Source organism: Coleofasciculus sp. (genome assembly GCF_046539235.1).
Lineage (GTDB): Bacteria > Cyanobacteriota > Cyanobacteriia > Cyanobacteriales > Coleofasciculaceae > Coleofasciculus.
This window is the reverse complement of the sequence record NZ_JBKHHI010000009.1, coordinates 25195-42737: the sequence shown is the minus strand read 5'-3', so window position 1 is coordinate 42737 and position 17543 is coordinate 25195. Positions and strand designations below refer to the sequence as shown.

The window sequence follows — 17543 nt, the reverse complement described above, 5'->3', positions numbered from 1 at the left end:
TAATGATGCGTCATCATCACGCCGTCAAGAACAGGCAACAATCCATGCTCAATCGGACAGCTAATGAAGTCGGTTTCGATGTTGATAACGTCAACTATTGGGATTTAATTCAAGGCAAACCCAATTCCGGTTTCCGTACCAGTTACGGACGCAGCCGTGCTTCCCTAAGCTAAACTTTTAAAGTTTTAAGAAGAAAAAACTCAATCAAATCTCACTAAAGCAATCGGAGAATCAACAAATGTCTACTCAAGAACAAGCCAGAGCCTTAATGATGCGTCATCATCACGCCGTCAAGAACAGACAACAATCCATGCTCAATCGAGCAGCTAATGAAGTCGGTTTAGATGTTGATAACATCAGCCATTGGGATTCTATTCAAGGCAAACCAAATTCTAGTTTCCGGACTAGCTACGATCGCAGTCGCGCTTCTCTAAGCTAACGCTTCACTTCCTAAGATATGCAGCCTCTCAAGATAGAGATTTGCATAACTTAGCCGGACTTTTCTCATAAAACTTTTTCGAGGTGACGAAATCTCACGGATCACTTGACCGTGGGATTTTTGGTGCTGGTGGGCAATGCCCACCCTACGGTTTATATTAAGTTGACACGGGTGGTTTTACCGATAATGCTTCAGCTCAAACCACGAAATTAACTAAACTTGACCCAACTCCACAAATGACGAAGGACGAATGACGTAGCTTGCTTCTCAAGGAAGCGAGTATGACAAATGACAAATGACAAATGACAACCCTAACGTGAGAAGAATCCGCCACTCAAACGTTTAATTGCCAAACCTGCCACCTCTGAATACTTCAATTCCCCGCATAAAATTTGCAGCATAATCAGAGTCGCTGAAGGTCGCTTCACGCCTACCTTATAGCCGATTTTTGGAAAACCATAGAAGGCTCCAGCTAAACGTTTCGCCCAAACCATCTCGTTACCCCATTCATCCTGAATCACCTGGGTATACTGGGTTAGGGCGTTGGTTTGACCGCCTAAAGCCGCATCAATTGCCTCTGCTGCTTTGACACCACTAAAGATAGAGGGACGAATACCTTCAGCCGTAAACGGATCAGCCAAACAAGCGGTATCACCAACCAATAGCGAGTTTTGCCCGTGTAACTTTTGGTTCCCATCCCACAAACACATTGGATGACTGTGAACCTGACAGAGTTTTGGATCAATATTGAGTTGCTGAATATACTTCGTGCCTATCTTTTGTAAATCCTGCTTGTCATTCCCCTTAAACGTCCCCACACTAACCGAATAGCTATCGGTTTTGGGAAAATTCCAGATGTAGCCATTTTTCACTTGCCCAAAGTCAAAATGGATTGTTGGATCACTGCTTGTCGGGGCGGGATTAGGGGCTTCTAGCGTCACCGCCATCCGCAGGGGCCGATCTTTAAAGCCTAACCATTTTGCCATAGAACCGTTAGCACCATCCGCCGCAATCAGGTAACGGGCTGCCATCGGTTCATTGGTTGTGTTAACCTGCCAGCGATCGCCTTTAAATTCAATACCCGTGACAGTGGTTTGGTCTTGCAGTTGAGCGCCTTGCTCTTTTGCCTGTTCAATCAAAAACTGGTCGAAAACGTCTCGCTGCACCATCCAAACAGGTTTTTGTTTTTTGAGATTGACTTCCACCGGATCATCCATTTGCCAGGTGTAGCGGACTCGGCTTACATTGAGAGCGATCGCAGGTGCAAGATCAAAATCAAACCACTGTTGCACGCTTGGGGACACACCACCACTACAGGGCTTGTATCGGGGTAACGAGTCTTTTTCTAGAATCAGTACCGAACGCCCTCGCTTGGCGAGGTGATAGGCGGCGGTTCCCCCTGCAGGACCTGCCCCAACGATAATGCAGTCAAACATTAGGCTTTATGGATTGAGAAACTCACGAATGCGGTTAGGAGGTATTACTGTAATAGTTTAAGTTTGAACCCCTGACATAGTTTACCAAGAAACTGAGGAATTGGTCATTGGTCATTGGTCATTTGTCATTCGTCATTTGTCCTTTCCTTCCCTATCTCCCTCATCTTCCCCATCAGACTGCGGAAGCGGGCAAGATGCCCGCACTACTGCTGCAACTTTACTCCAATCGGATGTTGCCCTAATCTTTAAACTGTGGTAATGTCCTTCTCTTTAGCAACTAACAATTCATCAATTTTAGCCGTGTACTTGTCCGTCAATTGCTGAATTTGGTCTTGCAGATCACGGGACTCATCTTCAGAAACTTCGCTATTTTTCTCCTGTTTACGAACCGAGTCAACAGCATCACGGCGAATATTTCGGATAGAGACTTTCCCTTCCTCGGCTAACTTACCCGCCATCTTCACAAATTCCTGGCGGCGTTCACTCGTTAAGGGAGGAATATTCAATCGCACGACTTGACCGTCATTATTGGGAGTTAAGCCGATATCCGATAAAGAAATCGATTTTTCAATCAGAGTCAGCGTACTCTTGTCATAGGGTTGAATCGTAATCGTTGTAGCATCTGGCGTATTAATGCTTGCCAGAGACTTCAGGGGGGTAGGACTACCATAGTATTCCACCATCACTCGATCCAACAGACTGGCATTCGCCCGACCAGTACGAATGGTATTAAAAGCCCGTTGCGTTGCTTCAACGGCTTTCTTCATTTGGCTTTCAGCGTCAGCTAACTTCACAAAAACCTCCCACAATTGTTCCGACAGATTCTCCTTGAACAGCACGGCGGATATTTCCCCGCCCTGTCAAATCAAATACCATAATTGGGATATTATTTTCCTTACATAAGGCGATCGCCGTACTATCCATCACCCGCAAATCTTGAGCGAGGACGTAGTTATAGGACAGCGTATGATAACGGCGAGCCTTAGGATTTAGTTGGGGATCACAATCATAAATCCCATCGACTTTAGTGGCTTTAAAGATCACCTCCGCATCAATTTCGGCGGCTCGTAAAGCTGCCGTCGTGTCCGTGGTGAAAAAGGGATTCCCCGAACCTGCGCCAAAAATGACCACTCGCCCTTTTTCTAGGTGACGAATGGCACGGCGACGGATATAGGGTTCTGCCACTTCTTGCATCGCGATCGCGGTTTGTACACGGGTAGGTATTCCCATTTGCTCTAAGGCATCTTGTAGAGTCATGGCATTCATGACTGTGGCAATCATACCAATATAATCACCCGTTGCCCGATCCATTCCGCCTGCAGCCGCTTTCAAACCGCGAAAAATGTTGCCACCACCGACGACGATTGCCATTTGGATGCCACTTGCCACTACTTCGGCTATTTCAGCAGCGATGTCCTGAACGACTCCTGGATCAATGCCGTAGCTCAGTTTGCCCATCAAGGCTTCACCGCTCACTTTTAGTAAAACCCGTCGGTATTTCATCCCCATGCTACGACTCTTTCTTTCTTGACTATTGCCTTGCCCATACGATAACAGTCTACCGATAATTCTGACAGAGTGCTGTGACCGTGACCGTGACCGTGACGAACGTTTAATTGCTTCTTTGCTCCCAGACGTAGCATGAGGAGTCTCTACATTGCTCCCTAGCGACGCCATACTAGGGGACTACCCAAGGTGGGAGTTGATTTGGGTGAGATAGTTTCCCCAGCCAGTAACGCGGCGATCGCATTCTTGACGTAAGCTTCGTTGACGGCTTCGGGATGTTGGCTATTATCGTCAATTTGACCCCTGTAGCGCAAGACTCCCTGTTCATCAATCACAAAGGCTTCTGGGGTTTTTGAAGCTCCAAATCCTTGTGCCACATCCTGAGTTGGGTCCCACAGGTAGGGAAAATTCAACCCTCTACTACTCGCAAACTGCTGCATCTGACCAAAACTATCTTCGGGAGATTGGTTAGCATCATTGGAGTTAATGCCAATCAGGATAAATCCCTGTTCCCGAAATCGGGTTTGCAGTTGTTTGAGTCTGTCTACATAAGCGGCAGAGTCAGGACAGTTATTACTCAAGAAAATTACTACCACTCCTCGCCACTTTTCTAGATACCGGGATAGGTGGTGAACATCCTTATCAATGCCTAAAAGCTCAAAATCGGGAGCATAACTGCCAATGGGTGTGCCTTGTTTTTCCTTCAGACTCATATCGTGTTAAGGTGTGTGTTTGACAATGTGTTTGTTCTTTCCTTTTTCCCGTTCCCGTTTGCCGATCATCCTGGATCTGGCAGTGAATTTCAGCCATCGCTACCACCTTTGTGCCAGAGTTTGATAGCCGATGAGTTTGTAAACCAGTTTAGCGGCACTAAATTGGGAGACCACTGAATCAACCACGGGGGCTAACTCCATCACATCGCAACCGATGATCTGATGGGTTTCAAACAATCGTCGCAAAAAGGTTGTGAGTGCATACCAATTCAACCCACCCGGTTCGGGAGTGCCAACCCCTGGTATTGAAGCCGGATCAATGCCATCTAAGTCAATGGTAATAAATACTCGTCCAGTTGGGATAGTCGCGATCGCTTCGTCTATCCAGTGGGGATTTTGGGCAATGTGTCGCGCCCAAATTACGGGGATGGATTTTTGTTTAATTAAGTCCGCTTCTTCTTGACAAAGACTCCGAATGGCTACGGGTAATGTCGGTAGTCCCATATCCACAATCCGACGCATCACACAGGCGTGGTTATAAATTGAGCCTTCGTATTCGTGGCGTAAATCTGCGTGGGCGTCTATTTGCACTATGGTAAAGGGTTCGCTACTCCTTTGGCGGTAGGCGTCTACAATTCCCGTGGTAATGCTATGTTCACCCCCAATCGCAATCACAAATTTACCATCATCGATAAGCCCAGATACTGTATCGCGAGTATCTGTCAGCATGGTTTGGGCAGAAATCCGTTGTCCACCTCTAGTATCTGCGATCGCGGAAGGTGTATAAATCCTAGCGTCTTTACAAATTTCCCGTTCCAACTCATCATCGTAGTATTCGAGCTGGATTGACGCCTCCAAGAGCGCATCGGGTCCATTTTCTGTGCCTTTACGATAGGTTGTGGTTGCCTCGTAGGGAATCGGCAAAATAACTACTCGTGACGCTTTGTAGGATGCCTGAATTTCCGATCCCAGGAACGGGATAACAGCAGCAGACGTTTGCACCAACATAGGGGACGCACCAAAGAATTTCTTAATGTTAATTTTTACACAAGATAGAGTGTTGAGTGTAGAAACCTGCCATAGCGCGTCTCTAGAACGTCAGTCTAGTCATAGGGGTTAGTGCTGGAGAAGAAGTAGAGATATTCCGCCAGAAGGTCTGAGTTAATTTATTACAAAATATAAACAGTAAACCTGTACTCTTGGAATCGTCATGACCTTTTCCTCCTCCACTCTGCCCAAACGCCCTGAACTTGATACTCACCTCTGGACATGGCGGGGTTTTCCCATTGCCTATCAAGTCCACGGCAATTCTGGACCATCAGTTGTAATGGTGCATGGCTTTGGCGCGTCTTGCGGACATTGGCGTAAGAATTTACCCGTATTAGCCGAATCCTGTCGATGCTATGCCATTGACTTAATTGGCTTTGGAGCCTCTGCCAAACCGATGCCGGGACTTGAAGTAGAGTATACCTTTGAAACCTGGGGACAACAAGTCATTGATTTTTGCCGGGAAGTCGTAGAGACTCCGGCGTTTTTGGTGGGGAATTCAATTGGCTGTATTGTAGCGATGCAAGCGGCTGTGGATTGTCCAGATATGGTATTGGGCGTTACCCTGATCAACTGTTCCCTGCGGATGCTGCATGATCGCAAACGAGTGACGTTACCTTGGCATCGTCGCATCGGTGCACCCATGGTACAACAGTTACTGGGGATTAAGTGGGTAGGACAACTCTTTTTTGCTCAACTGGCGAAGCCACAGGTGGTGCGTAAAATTTTATTGCAAGCGTATCGCAAATCCGAGGCAGTGACTGATGAATTAATCGACTTGCTGATGAAACCGGCGGCTGATGTGGGTGCGGCTGATGTGTTTATCGCATTTACCCGCTATTCCGCAGGACCTCTAGCCGAAGACTTATTACCCCGGTTACAGTGTCCCACACTGATTTTGTGGGGAACCGATGATCCTTGGGAACCCATCGCGGAGGCAAAAGAATGGGTCAATTTTCCCGCTGTCGAACAATTTGTCCCCTTAGACGGTTTAGGTCATTGTCCCCAAGATGAAGCCCCTGAGGTTGTTAATCCCATTTTGCAGGATTGGATTGCACAGCATTCAGTTTAGTTTCGTCATTTGTTTATGTCATTTGTCATTTGTTGCCCTAGTTTCCTCATCTCCCCCATTCCCTGCTCCCCCCTAAATAAAGTAACTATTGAGAATTTTTTCAAAAAAGACTATCCTTTGACTGGTGAGTAGATTTGGGGAATTGGAAAGCAAGGAACAAACAGCTATTGGTGAGCCAGCGTGCTAGAACACCGATTTAGTCATCCGACTTAATTAAAAATTGTCACATTAGCTACCAAACCAGCCTTTTTTTACTGTTGGCTTTATCGCTACCGCCATTTTACGGACTGCATTGACGTTCTAGACAAGGGGTGTGTCATGAGTACACAGGATCAGCGAGGTAATTCTCAACCGTCGCAGACGGCGAAGATCGCGACTGCAAGAAAGCTATCCAAACTCTGGGCAAAAAAGTATGTCCAACAACACAGTACATCAGACAAAACGTGGCAGTCGAATTCTCCAGGATTACGAGCCGTTATAGCACAGCGGTTGCTTGATTCCTTGCGATCGGTAACGATTCAAGCTTGGACAAAAACCGAAGCCTTACTCTGCCAACAAATCAAACGCCAAGGGATTAATTATCGCTTAATTGATCCTTGGCAAATTACGAAAGACACCTACTCAGTCTATGAGAAAGTCTTGCTGGCTTATGCCGATCAAGTCAACCCCGAACGTTTATGTTTATTTTTATCATCAGATTTAGGTCACATTCGACACAATTATACAGCCATTGATCCCAGAGTGATTGCGTTTGTTAGTATGCAGTTTCACTATAGTGGTCAGTTGCTACTGAAATCACTGTCACCTCAAGAACAAGCTACAGTGAGTATTTATTTCCAGGTGATTGATGATTGTCTGTATATGCCCTTACAACGACTATACAAAACTGCCGCCAACTATGATCATCAATCATTAGCGCTGGTTTCTCTAAGGAAAATATTACCGGATCAAGCATTGATTGCTCAACAAATTGCCACCCGAATTAGCGATTTACATCCGAACTATCACTGTCATAGTGGTAGCTTAGTGGATTCTACGGTAAAATCTTCTAGTATTCGAGATGTGGAAATGTTCCAGATTTACCTGTGGCTTTGTGTTCTGGAAAAAAGTATTGCGCCCATCCAACAGGAATTGTTTCCCTTGTGTGTCATGCTCTACCCTACTTTAAACGTAGGGTGGGAATTAGTTCGGCAAATGATTCATCTGTTAGGATTGGAATTTGGTAAACGTCTTTCTCAGCAGCAAATTTCGCTTGTTTTACCCTATTTCCAAGTATTGTGGGAAATGTTTTCTCCTGAGGTATTTCCTGAAGCTTTGCCCGTTGCCGTGTTGGAAAATTCGGCGTAGTTGGCATTTTATTTAAATGCCTCTGCGTACCTGGAGTGCCAACTTCTACCTTATCGCAAAAGGCAGAAGACAGAAGAGTTCTTATTGCTATAGCGCTTCGCGCTGGTATATTTACACGAAGCGAGATGTATACCTTATCAGGAGGGTTTTAGAACACTTGTACTGTAAATACACGAGAGCGAACTGCTATACATGGTGTCAGATCATTACCGATATCCGATGTCGGGCGACCCGATAAAATTAATCGGTGGGTGGTTTTAGCGGTGTGCGGCGGGTCGCCCCTACAATATTTAGGGCTTGCTGAATTAAGAAGGGCAAAGGACGAATGACAAAGGACAAATGACCTCCTACATTATATTCAATGGATCAACATCAATCGTCAAACTCACATCCGGCGGACAAATCCGCTGCAACGCCGCCACATCCGGTAATCCTACCGCTACATCTGGCGGAAACTTGAGCAAAATCTGCCACCGATAACGACGGGCGATTCGCATAATCCCCGCAGGCGCCGGTCCTAATATCTCATACCCGGAACCCGCTTGACTCAACCAATCCGCTAACGTCTCCGCCGCCTTCTCAACGTCCATCTCCTCCAACCCACTCAATCGCAATAAAATCAGATGTCCATAAGGAGGATAATTCAACGATTCCCGTTGTGCTAATTCCGCCTCGGTAAACACCTCATACCCATGAGTTTTCACCGCTTGAATCACCGGATGTTGAGGTGAATAAGTTTGGACAATCACCTGACCCGGTTCATCCCCCCGACCCGCCCGACCTGCGACTTGAGTTAAGCTTTGAAATGCTCGTTCTGCTGCCCGATAATCAGATAAGTGTAGTAGTCCATCAGCAGATACAACCCCGACTAAGGTGACTCCCGCTAAGTCTAACCCCTTAGTTAACATTTGCGTCCCCACTAATAAGTCCGCTTCCCGATTAGCAAAACGAGTTAACAGGGTTCGATGCTCCCCCTTTTTACGGGTGGTATCACTATCAAAGCGAATTACCCGTAAATCAGGAAACGCCTTAGCCAACTCCTGTTCCACCCGTTGTGTGCCACTACCAAAAAACTTGAGGTAAGGTGAACCACATTCGGGACAATTATTAGGATGGGCGGTTGTGTAGTTGCAATAGTGACAACGTAAGAGTTGATTTGCCCCCTCATAAGCATAGTGATAGGACAAGGAAACATCACAGTCCGGACATTCAATCACATAGCCGCAACTGCGACAGGAGACAAAGGTACTATGTCCACGACGGGGAATAAATAAAATCCCCTGTCGCTGCTTTTTTTGCAACTGCTGTAACTCATCTTGGAGAGAACGGCTAAAAATAGAACGATTCCCCTGCTTTAACTCCTGTCTCATATCCACGATTTCCACAGGAGGTAAGGGGCGGGATTGGATGCGTTCGGGTAATGAAAGGTAATAGGTTTTATATGGTGCGTCTGTGTTGAAATTGGCTTGTTGACCATTGACAGTAACCCAGGTTTCCAAAGAAGGAGTGGCTGAACCCAAAACCAGAGGACAATTTGCCAATTCCGCTCGCCACTGGGCTACAGTACGAGCATGATAGGTGGGAGGAAGACTGTCTTGCTTGAAACTGGAGTCGTGTTCTTCATCTAATATAATTAGACCCAATTTGGGTAACGGCACAAAAACAGCCGATCGCGTCCCAATGACGACCTGGGGGTCTCCACTTAGGACTTGTCGCCAGGTATCATAACGTTCCCCATGGGATAACCCACTGTGATACACATTCACCTTTTTACCAAAGCGGGCGCGAAATCGGTCGGTGAGTTGCGGGGTTAGCCCAATCTCTGGAACTAACACCAGCGCTGATTTTCCCGCCCTTAACAACGGCGCGATCGCTTGCAGATAAACTTCGGTTTTCCCCGATCCAGTTACCCCATGTAATAGGACTTGATTATACCCATCCAAACTCTGAATTTTTTTTAATGCATGAGTTTGCGTATCTGTCAACACCTTGGGGCGATCATCTGCCACATTCGGCTGATCCAAGGTTCTGAGAATTTCCCGCAACTCAACCACCACATACCCTTTTTCTGCCAGCTTGTTAACAATAGAAGACGTAGCATGACAGACTTGCAACAACTCATTCAGCCACATATCCCCACCCCGACGCCGCAGTACGTCTAGCACTTCCCGTTGTCGTTCGGTGACATCAGGTTCAAAGCGATCCGCGACTAGAGTGACAGCTTTCTTCAGCTTCGGGCGAGACGGTTGGGGCGGTTTCAAATAACTTTCCACCCAGCCACGTTTAAGTAAATCTTTTACCCCGCGACGCGCCCCTTTCACCTGGCGTTGTAGATAGGCTACGCTGTAATCTCCGTCCGGTTGGGCGTCTAGGAGTGCTAAAATCCGACGCGCCGTTTGACCGACAAACGTATCTGCACCATCAGGAATCGCCTCTCGATGCAGACGAACTCGCCGTTGCGATCGCATCAACAATCCCGGCGGTAACGCCCCCCGAACCACAGATATCAGGGGTGTGCAATAATACTGCGCCACTCGTTCCAATACTCGCCAATAGGAGTTCTCAAAAAACCCCGTACAGATGACATCCTCTACCTCCCGGATTTTCGCCAATGGCACATCAGCAGGGGGAGAAGCCAGTAACCGAATTGCGATCGCACCCACCTGCCGGTTATTCAATGGCACTGTTAAAATATCCCCCGGTTTAACGGACAAATCCGCCGGGATGCGATACGTCAACAGTCCCTCGAGTCCCGGACAATCCACCAGCGTCTCCACCCAGCGACTCTGATCACCACCGGATTGATAGGTTGCTTTCGGTTCTGCCACAATTAAACTTGTCGGGGAATCAGACACAGCGATAACCTCTAAATTCTGCTCACAGCAACTGGGGGAACATTGATATCAGTAACCTCAGTTAGCGGTTCTCATGTACAGACGTGCCATGGCGCGTCTTTTTAAGTCCTCTGACTCATTAACTTCAAAGATAAACGCTAACCTCAATAATTAGTAAAACTTATCTCTTGCTCGGAACTCCTATCCTCGTGTGGATGGGGCAAATCCAGAAATCCTCCCTAAACGCGACACCATTAGAACTTGGCGGTTTCATCGGTAATCACCAGCCAAATTTTAGAGAACGTATATTGTAGATCCAGTTTTGCCAAAATCTCAGCCAATTCATAATCTGCTCCTTCTCTTGACAAAATGTCCCCTTTGTCAGTCGTGCCGTTGAGGGACGAAAAGATTTCCGCAAACGTCTTAGCCTTCCTTTGATTAAGAATTAATCCTCTCTTTTTTATGCCGTAACCAATTTTTTGATTGCATTAAATGCATAATATTGATTGGTAAACCTTATGCCTGGGCTATAATGCGGATGTTACTCGCCCAGTTCTAATTGAGATTTATTTTGGATAAATCAATACATTTTCCCAGAATTAAAGCCAAACAGATCCTATCAATAGCCACACTTATAGAAAATTTGCTTTTTTAGACATTAACCCCAACCCAACCACGCATTTCATTAATTAGAGACAATCATGCGGAGGCAATTTATCCATGGTGGAAAAATTCATAAAGCACCAGAAAAAAATTCAATCCATTCGTGCCATTCAATAATACATGTTCTCAGATTAAAGTCGTTAAGCAGTATGGCGAATTACCTTTAGTGGAGTGTCACGGAGGGCAAATTAATCAGGTATTTATGAACCTTTTGAGTAATGCGATTGATGTTCTGCACAATCAGATAACTCCTGGAATTATTACAATTTACACAGAAATGACATCAAATCAATCCGTAATGATACGGCTTATTGACAATGGTTCAGGTATGCCAGCGGACGTTAAAGCAAGAATATTTGAACCCTTTTTCACCACTAAACCTATCGGGAGAGGCACAGGATTAGGGTTGGCTATTAGCGAAAAAATTATTGTTCAGAATCATGGGGGAACTATCGAGTGCATTTCTGAACTGGGAAAAGGAACAGAGTTTAATATTGAACTTCCCGTTGTTCCAACTAATAAAGGTTGTCAAGTATCTCGCACTGAACCGTATAAAACTAGAATCCTGAGTTCAATTGAGTCCACAACGTAGATTTTCTTATGCATCATTCAATTAGGTTTTCTATTAATATAAGCTAAGGAAATTAGAAGTTTTTAGCTGTGTGGGTAATCGGATCGAATTCAAATCGTTTATCATAATCTGTTTTTCCATAAAGATTAAATGTAATCGTCGGTTCCTCTCCCATTACTTCTACATGGTGAATCCCATCAGGCATAAAGCTGATAATATCGCCAGGAACCAGAACCTGTTCACCTACCTTTTCGATGCGATCGCGAGATTCTGAATCCCTCGTCCGGCGCCAAAATGTATTTTTTTCTTCACCACTGATTAACGCCACCACTCCCCAAGCCGCATGATTATGAATCGGAGAGACTCGTCCGGGTAACCAAACCACAGTCTGCACGGTTAAGGGAAACTCTGGTTCATCATACAGCATCAAAACAGACCAGCCTGTATCGGGATTCGGTTCGCGATATTCACCCTGTAGCCAGTAGGAACTTGTCAGTAAACGGCGGACTAAGGGGCGAATTTGTTCTAGGCGTTGGCGATCATCTTTCATGGATTCGAGAATATCTTCTACATCGGTGAGAAAGCGATAAAGTCGATAATATCCTGTAGATGTTTCACTTTCTTGGACATTACAAGCTAGACAGTCTCCATTATCTGTTACTAACCAATCACTACTTTGCATCATTTATTTTACAATTAGAGTATAATCAGCGGCAATTATTTTTTGTTCAGGTTTCACCATACTGTCAATTTTGACAAATCCATTAAGAGAAAACCTGAGTTTTTCCTGAGAAAATGTAGGTTTGTCCTAAACCTCCCTAATCCGACCAGCCACCTTTGACCACAGTCTCAGCAAATCCCAAGCTATTTTTAAGGGTAACTTAAGCTTTGTGAGATTAAGTATTGGCTAAGCCCAGGCAAACTTCCGGGCGATGACGTAGTAATCCTTATATCACAGAAGCCAGAAGAGAATGAAAGTTAACTACATTGCCACACTTACCATTGCCTCTATTCTAGGTCTGGGGCTAGCAACGGGCTGTGGTAACCCCTGTGCCGCTAAACCTGGACCCGAAGGCGGGACGGAAACTCAAGCGAATCCTTGTGCGGGTAAAGAGAACCCTTGTGCGGGTAAGGCTAATCCTTGTGCTGCGAAAGAGAACCCTTGTGCGAGTAAGGCTAATCCTTGTGCCGCGAAAGAAAATCCCTGCGCGGGCAAGACGAATTAATCAGCATTTAGATTGACGACTTCCGTTAGGCTTGCTTTACCATTGAACCACCATCTGTAGGGGGACGACATGTCGTCCCCCTACTCTTTCTAGAATTCCCTGTTGCCTATTCCCTAACATCCATCCTGTGACATTTGAGGTGAAGCATGGGGAATATACCGATACACGCCTGTGGACGCAATACCAACTTGTGAGTGTTCATACACATCTGTTCGTTGTGTATGAATGAGTAGAGATAATTGAGATAAGAATTACATTAAACATTGTTTCTGGTTGTTCAAGAGGACAGCATAACCGCTGTTACTTTAGGCGAATACTAGAATTGATTATCTTCCTCAAAACTCATGAAAACCCTAACAAAGTGGATAGCAATAGGAACACTCGAACTTATCTTCTGTTTTTGGATTTTAGGTAATGCCGCGAATCTAGTTAGTTCTCCCAGTGATCAAAAAGTTTGGTTAGGCGTCAGTTATTACGTCGTCGGATTACTTGTTGTACCGGGAGTTTCTGTCAGTCATGTCGCCGCAAGACTTCATAATGCTCAAGTTCGACACAAGCAGATAAAAGAAGCTTTCCCAGATTGTGATATTTCCTTGGTTGAACTTTTGGATGTCAACTGAAGAAATTAGCAATTTTATCTCTTCATCAGTTGCACGATATGTAGAGACACATAGAATGGCATGATTTAACTATTGTCTTGTAACCTCCCAAAGATTGTGCTGAATAGGATTGGCACTTCAGATACGTTTACTCACTCTTAAAGACCATGAAAAATCTACATCGTCGTTCCTTTAACCTTACTGGAATAACGGCTGCTTTAGCAATTATTGCATCGGGTTGTGGTGCGGTTCCTGGAAGCAGTGTTAAGCGGATACCTGCTGGCTATGTCGGACTAAAAGTCGAGCTTTATGGTGAAAATCGTGGCGTCCAAAATGCAACGATTAGTACAGGAAAGGTTTGGTATAATGGCTACACTGAAGAAATCGTCGTTTTTCCAGACCACGTTCAGTATTATATCTTAACGGCTTCAACGGAAGAAGGCTCTCCAGTTGATGAAAGCATCAGCTTTGGTGTCGGTGGTACAACGGTTAATGCGGATGTCTCCCTGTCGTATTTTTTCAACACCCAGAAAATTAAAGACTTTTACGGGAAGTATCTGAAAGATCCGGAACAGTTTAAAGCCACTTTAGTTCGCAGCGAAACCCGTAATTGTTTTAACCAGTCAGCTACTGGCTTGAAACCTGAAGAAATTGTGGGAAACAAGCAGGCACAATTACTCAAAGATGTCCAAACTTGCTTGAACAATAAATTTGGTGCTGTTGGCGTTACGTTTGATTCTGTGGGTTTTGTCAGTAAGCCTCGATTTGACGAGTCCATTGAAGCCCAAATAACCGCTCGTTTCCAAGCTGAACAGCAAGCCGTAGCCGCCAAAGCACAGCTTGAAGTTGCAGAAGCGGAATCTAAGCGGAAAATTGCTGAAGCGAGGGGAGAAGCTGAAGCGTCTCGGATTAAAGCTTCAACCGTTTCCCCTTTAACGATTCGTTTGCGAGAGTTAGAATTACAAGAGGAAATGATTAAGAAATGGGATGGAATTTTACCCACGTATTTAGGTGGAACGGCACCATTTCCTTCCTTCGATCCGAATGCGGGTCATTCGCTACCGTCGGCGAGTACAGCGAAGAAGTGATTGGTCATTTGTCCTTTGTCCTTTCTGTAAAACTGAAACTGTAGGTGGGCAATGCCCACCCTACATTTAGAGCCTGTCTTCTTTAAGACGTCGCGACTCTTTTTTAAAAAGTAAAGGTGGTTCTTACCGTGCCAATAACCACATCGCTGTTATCTGAATTTTGGTTAGGAGAGGTTAACCAAATGATACCCGGTGTAATCGAGAGATTATCGCTCACTTGATATTTGTAGAACCCTTCGATGTGATAAGCAAAGTCTCGATTAAAGTCGTTAGTTCCTCCGGGAACGTCTAATCCTCTCAGTGTCGGTTCTGCACCCGCAACAACGGCGGCAAAGCTTCCCTCTTTCCCTAAGTCGGGGAAAACTAAACCTAAGGCAAAATTCCAAATATCAGCATCGCCTAATCCAATTAAACGGGCATCAGTTTTACCAACCCAGCCATTAACCAAAAAGCTAGGACTAAATCTGAGGGAGGCTTCTATTCCGTAAGAGTTGCTGACAACTGGAGTGCTGAGTGTATCGGCTGACAAATTGGTTACATTTGCTAATTGAGCCGGATTGAGATTAGCAAAGGCTGTACCTGTTCCGCCTAACAGAAAGCGTCTGGCATCATCTCCATCATTAAAACTGCCATCGTCATAAGCATGGACGTAGGTTAATCCAATTTTAAACCGACTGCCATAAACGATTTGGGCAATTCCGGAATAATTCCCGTTGAACAAGCCATTATCCTCTCCAGGATTACTGGCGGTGTTGGAAATGTAGCCCAAATCTACTCTAATATTATCACTGGGTTTCAGCGCGATCGCAGCCCCGGCGCCAAAGGGTCCAATTCGGTAGATGGGATTCCGTTCAGCGAAGCGAGAAATAGCATTAGAACCCCCGGCTAAACCTTCTAAGAAGGGGTTAACGGTATCCACGTAGTAGTGGTGTAAGCCATTGTTTGCCACTATTTGCACTGTGGCTTTGTCTCCCAGGGGAAAGCGATAGCGCAAGATGTCGATAATCACATTATTGCCGTTATCCCCATCGTAGGTAAAGCGCCCTTCTTGACTAAACCCTGATCCATCATCAAAAGTTACACCACCTCTTGCTAGTAATGGGGTTGCATTACCCGCCTGGAGACGAGTTTGCAGCATATCTTTGCCTGTAAAGCTAGTCAGGAAGTTGAGGCGAACGCGATCATGAAAAACGGTATTTACATCATCACCAACTTCATCCCCAAACGCATCAGCCAAACCAAAGATAACTTCCCCTGATAGTTTTGTGGTTGTGGAAAATTGATTGTCTTCTAAAAACGCCACTCGACCTTCTAAATTATCAACCCGCGCTCCTAAGGTGGCAAGTTCTGCTTCAAATTCTTCAATTAAACGTCGTAGAGTGGGCAATTCTTCAATGTTATCGGGAACGTTGCCAATTAAACGCTCAATTTGCTGTAAACAAGCATTTAATCCGGCGGCAAATTCATAGCGCGTCATCGCCCGATTACCCCGAAATGTGCCATCAGGATATCCAGCAATACAGCCATACCGTTCAACTAGCGATCGCAAGGCTTCATACGCCCAGTCTCCAGGAGAAACATCTCGCAGTTGGGAAACGTTGGTTATTTGTTCCATTCCCTGATTTTCCCTAGCGTCCAATCCTAGGAAGGGTACAGGGGTTTCCGGTGTCGCTGATGGGTTTAATGTATCATCCGTCTCCAGCGCCGCATCTGGAACCGGAATATTTAGATTCAGGGGCGTTTGGGCAATTGAACTTGGCTGTTGGGTATTATGATCCGTGATACTTTGGGTTGATGGGGTTGGTTCACCTGCGATCGCGGCGGTAGACAGCCAAATTGTTATCCCTAAAATTGTCGGAACATTAAGTAAGGCAATCCTAGAAACTTTAGCTTGATTCACGTTCGTCTCTCACACCAAATAGAGTTTTTTGGGAGATTCGTCAACAGGAAAACTGTCCCTGGAATTGCTTCTTCCAGAGGTTTTATCCTGTCTTGGTTAATCTCAGGTTAACCTTATCGGCGCTATCCGCTTTTTTTGTATTGATTGATGCAAAGTATCATGTTTCTATGCAAAAATCGAATTAAATACATCCGTTTAATGCAAATCAAGCTCCATCAGTGCAGGTTGAGAGGTTTAAAAAATCCTATAACCAATAAAGCTATAGGAGTTATTTTGCTAAATTATCAGCAAGTTAGGAGATAATTGCTTTATTCTTCTTGCTCAAGTTCCTTCAACTCCTCTCTATACTTTTCTACTGCTGACTGCAATAGCATCTGAGCCATCGGAATACCTATTTTTTCAGAGATAATTTTCAGCTTCCTGTGAAGGTCATTTGGTATCGTCACCTTGAGTTGCTTGTTTTTCTGGCGGTCAATAGGCATGGGAAAATAGGACTTAGACACCCCATAAGAATACCCTGAGTAGGCTATATCCTGCTCAGAGTCTTGATTTTATGGACTTGGTGAGGGTTACTAAGTGTACCTAATGACAAAAAAAAGACCAACCTCTCAGCATTCAAGGCAAAGACTCAGGGTGACACAGGCAATATCTAGAATAGCACCAAGTAAGGGCAACCAAGTCCTTTTTTTGCCGGGTAGTGATGAGTCGTTACGGTTAAGTAATAGATAATCGATGGCTGAAAATCTTTTAGGATAGGACTTTCAGTCATTTAACTCAAACCCAATAGTCAAATCGATAAAATACTGTAACTACGGCTATGAACACCTAAGCTCTAATCAGAGTCGATTCATAGTCAAAGTCAATAGTCAATTCATAAAAATTCGGTAGAACAACCCCACCGTAACCAAGGCTATTCCCCCGAAAAGCTTACTCTATAAGGTTTCTAACAAATGGCTCAGGTCGGATTTGAACCAACGACCTTGGGCTTATGAGTCCCCTGCTCTAACCACTGAGCTACTGAGCCGTTTTTTTTCACAGCCTCCCTAATTTAGCATAAAGCTTACGTGAACACAAGCATTTTTGCCAACATCTATCCAAGATG

Annotated in this window: 17 protein-coding genes and 1 tRNA gene; 7 read left to right on the top strand and 11 right to left on the bottom strand. The window is 45.1% G+C overall.

The window, feature by feature from the left end; genetic code table 11:
* Positions 1-238: 238 nt before the first annotated feature.
* On the top strand, positions 239-439 hold the full coding sequence (locus ACLFWI_RS02260; RefSeq protein ID WP_446377270.1) for a hypothetical protein: 201 nt from the start codon (positions 239-241) through the stop codon (positions 437-439).
* Between the two features lie 311 nt (positions 440-750).
* Here ACLFWI_RS02260 and ACLFWI_RS02255 read toward each other — a convergent pair whose 3' ends face one another.
* From ACLFWI_RS02255 to speB, 6 genes are all read right to left on the bottom strand, one after another.
* Positions 751-1875, bottom strand: coding sequence for a geranylgeranyl reductase family protein (locus ACLFWI_RS02255; RefSeq protein WP_446411551.1), 1125 nt, complete (start codon positions 1873-1875; stop codon positions 751-753).
* A 245-nt stretch (positions 1876-2120) separates the two neighbouring features.
* Positions 2121-2669, bottom strand: a complete 549-nt coding sequence (frr, locus tag ACLFWI_RS02250; RefSeq protein WP_446411550.1) for a ribosome recycling factor — start codon at positions 2667-2669, stop codon at positions 2121-2123.
* A complete protein-coding gene (gene pyrH, locus ACLFWI_RS02245) occupies positions 2656-3384 on the bottom strand; it encodes a UMP kinase (protein WP_446411549.1) in 729 nt (242 codons plus the stop codon). The genes frr and pyrH overlap by 14 nt, the downstream gene beginning before the upstream one ends.
* Entirely contained in the window at positions 3375-3518 is a 144-nt protein-coding gene (locus ACLFWI_RS02240; protein WP_446411548.1) for a hypothetical protein, read from the bottom strand. The genes pyrH and ACLFWI_RS02240 overlap by 10 nt, the downstream gene beginning before the upstream one ends.
* A gap of 21 nt (positions 3519-3539) precedes the next feature.
* Positions 3540-4094 carry a thioredoxin family protein gene (locus ACLFWI_RS02235; protein WP_446411547.1) on the bottom strand — a complete coding sequence of 185 codons (555 nt, stop codon included), beginning with the start codon at positions 4092-4094 and terminating at the stop codon, positions 3540-3542.
* Positions 4095-4193: 99 nt separating this feature from the next.
* Positions 4194-5102: an agmatinase gene (speB, locus tag ACLFWI_RS02230; RefSeq protein ID WP_446411546.1), complete on the bottom strand. Its 909-nt coding sequence runs from the start codon at positions 5100-5102 to the stop codon at positions 4194-4196.
* A gap of 202 nt (positions 5103-5304) precedes the next feature.
* On the opposite strand from speB, the gene ACLFWI_RS02225 reads away from it, so the two are divergent.
* Together ACLFWI_RS02225 and ACLFWI_RS02220 are read left to right on the top strand one after the other, a co-directional pair.
* A complete protein-coding gene (locus ACLFWI_RS02225) occupies positions 5305-6213 on the top strand; it encodes an alpha/beta fold hydrolase (RefSeq protein WP_446411545.1) in 909 nt (302 codons plus the stop codon).
* Positions 6214-6531: 318 nt separating this feature from the next.
* Entirely contained in the window at positions 6532-7560 is a 1029-nt protein-coding gene (locus ACLFWI_RS02220) for a hypothetical protein (protein WP_446411544.1), read from the top strand.
* 347 nt (positions 7561-7907) lie between these two features.
* On the opposite strand, the gene priA is transcribed toward ACLFWI_RS02220, so the two are convergent.
* Positions 7908-10415: a primosomal protein N' gene (gene priA / locus ACLFWI_RS02215; RefSeq protein WP_446411543.1), complete on the bottom strand. Its 2508-nt coding sequence runs from the start codon at positions 10413-10415 to the stop codon at positions 7908-7910.
* A gap of 745 nt (positions 10416-11160) precedes the next feature.
* Between priA and ACLFWI_RS02210 the strand changes: the two genes are divergently transcribed.
* Positions 11161-11649 (top strand): sensor histidine kinase, encoded by a 489-nt coding sequence (locus ACLFWI_RS02210; RefSeq protein ID WP_446411542.1) that lies wholly within the window; start codon positions 11161-11163, stop codon positions 11647-11649.
* A gap of 52 nt (positions 11650-11701) precedes the next feature.
* On the opposite strand, the gene ACLFWI_RS02205 is transcribed toward ACLFWI_RS02210, so the two are convergent.
* Positions 11702-12310 carry a cupin gene (locus tag ACLFWI_RS02205; RefSeq protein WP_446411552.1) on the bottom strand — a complete coding sequence of 203 codons (609 nt, stop codon included), beginning with the start codon at positions 12308-12310 and terminating at the stop codon, positions 11702-11704.
* A gap of 289 nt (positions 12311-12599) precedes the next feature.
* Here ACLFWI_RS02205 and ACLFWI_RS02200 point away from each other — a divergent pair, with 289 nt between their 5' ends.
* From ACLFWI_RS02200 to ACLFWI_RS02190, 3 genes are all read left to right on the top strand, one after another.
* Positions 12600-12854 carry a hypothetical protein gene (locus ACLFWI_RS02200; protein WP_446406289.1) on the top strand — a complete coding sequence of 85 codons (255 nt, stop codon included), beginning with the start codon at positions 12600-12602 and terminating at the stop codon, positions 12852-12854.
* A 344-nt stretch (positions 12855-13198) separates the two neighbouring features.
* Positions 13199-13474, top strand: coding sequence for a hypothetical protein (locus ACLFWI_RS02195; RefSeq protein WP_446411541.1), 276 nt, complete (start codon positions 13199-13201; stop codon positions 13472-13474).
* Between the two features lie 146 nt (positions 13475-13620).
* On the top strand, positions 13621-14541 hold the full coding sequence (locus ACLFWI_RS02190) for an SPFH domain-containing protein (protein ID WP_446411540.1): 921 nt from the start codon (positions 13621-13623) through the stop codon (positions 14539-14541).
* Positions 14542-14644: 103 nt separating this feature from the next.
* Here the strand turns inward: ACLFWI_RS02190 and ACLFWI_RS02185 are convergent, their stop codons facing one another.
* From ACLFWI_RS02185 to ACLFWI_RS02175, 3 genes are all read right to left on the bottom strand, one after another.
* Entirely contained in the window at positions 14645-16441 is a 1797-nt protein-coding gene (locus ACLFWI_RS02185) for an iron uptake porin (protein WP_446411539.1), read from the bottom strand.
* Positions 16442-16749: 308 nt separating this feature from the next.
* On the bottom strand, positions 16750-16923 hold the full coding sequence (locus tag ACLFWI_RS02180; protein ID WP_446406293.1) for a hypothetical protein: 174 nt from the start codon (positions 16921-16923) through the stop codon (positions 16750-16752).
* 469 nt (positions 16924-17392) lie between these two features.
* A tRNA-Met gene (locus ACLFWI_RS02175) sits at positions 17393-17465 on the bottom strand.
* Between the last annotated feature and the right edge of the window lie 78 nt (positions 17466-17543).

Bases quoted from the DNA above. Each gene is read 5' to 3' on its own strand.
- ACLFWI_RS02260 (WP_446377270.1), top strand. From the start codon at position 239: ATGTCTACTCAAGAACAAGCCAGAGCCTTAATGATGCGTCATCATCAC.
- pyrH (WP_446411549.1), bottom strand. From the start codon at position 3,384: ATGGGGATGAAATACCGACGGGTTTTACTAAAAGTGAGCGGTGAAGCC.
- ACLFWI_RS02220 (WP_446411544.1), top strand. From the start codon at position 6,532: ATGAGTACACAGGATCAGCGAGGTAATTCTCAACCGTCGCAGACGGCG.
- ACLFWI_RS02235 (WP_446411547.1), bottom strand. From the start codon at position 4,094: ATGAGTCTGAAGGAAAAACAAGGCACACCCATTGGCAGTTATGCTCCC.
- ACLFWI_RS02180 (WP_446406293.1), bottom strand. From the start codon at position 16,923: ATGCCTATTGACCGCCAGAAAAACAAGCAACTCAAGGTGACGATACCA.
- ACLFWI_RS02240 (WP_446411548.1), bottom strand. From the start codon at position 3,518: ATGCTACGTCTGGGAGCAAAGAAGCAATTAAACGTTCGTCACGGTCAC.
- speB (WP_446411546.1), bottom strand. From the start codon at position 5,102: ATGTTGGTGCAAACGTCTGCTGCTGTTATCCCGTTCCTGGGATCGGAA.
- ACLFWI_RS02255 (WP_446411551.1), bottom strand. From the start codon at position 1,875: ATGTTTGACTGCATTATCGTTGGGGCAGGTCCTGCAGGGGGAACCGCC.
- ACLFWI_RS02195 (WP_446411541.1), top strand. From the start codon at position 13,199: ATGAAAACCCTAACAAAGTGGATAGCAATAGGAACACTCGAACTTATC.
- ACLFWI_RS02190 (WP_446411540.1), top strand. From the start codon at position 13,621: ATGAAAAATCTACATCGTCGTTCCTTTAACCTTACTGGAATAACGGCT.
- ACLFWI_RS02225 (WP_446411545.1), top strand. From the start codon at position 5,305: ATGACCTTTTCCTCCTCCACTCTGCCCAAACGCCCTGAACTTGATACT.
- ACLFWI_RS02200 (WP_446406289.1), top strand. From the start codon at position 12,600: ATGAAAGTTAACTACATTGCCACACTTACCATTGCCTCTATTCTAGGT.
- ACLFWI_RS02205 (WP_446411552.1), bottom strand. From the start codon at position 12,310: ATGCAAAGTAGTGATTGGTTAGTAACAGATAATGGAGACTGTCTAGCT.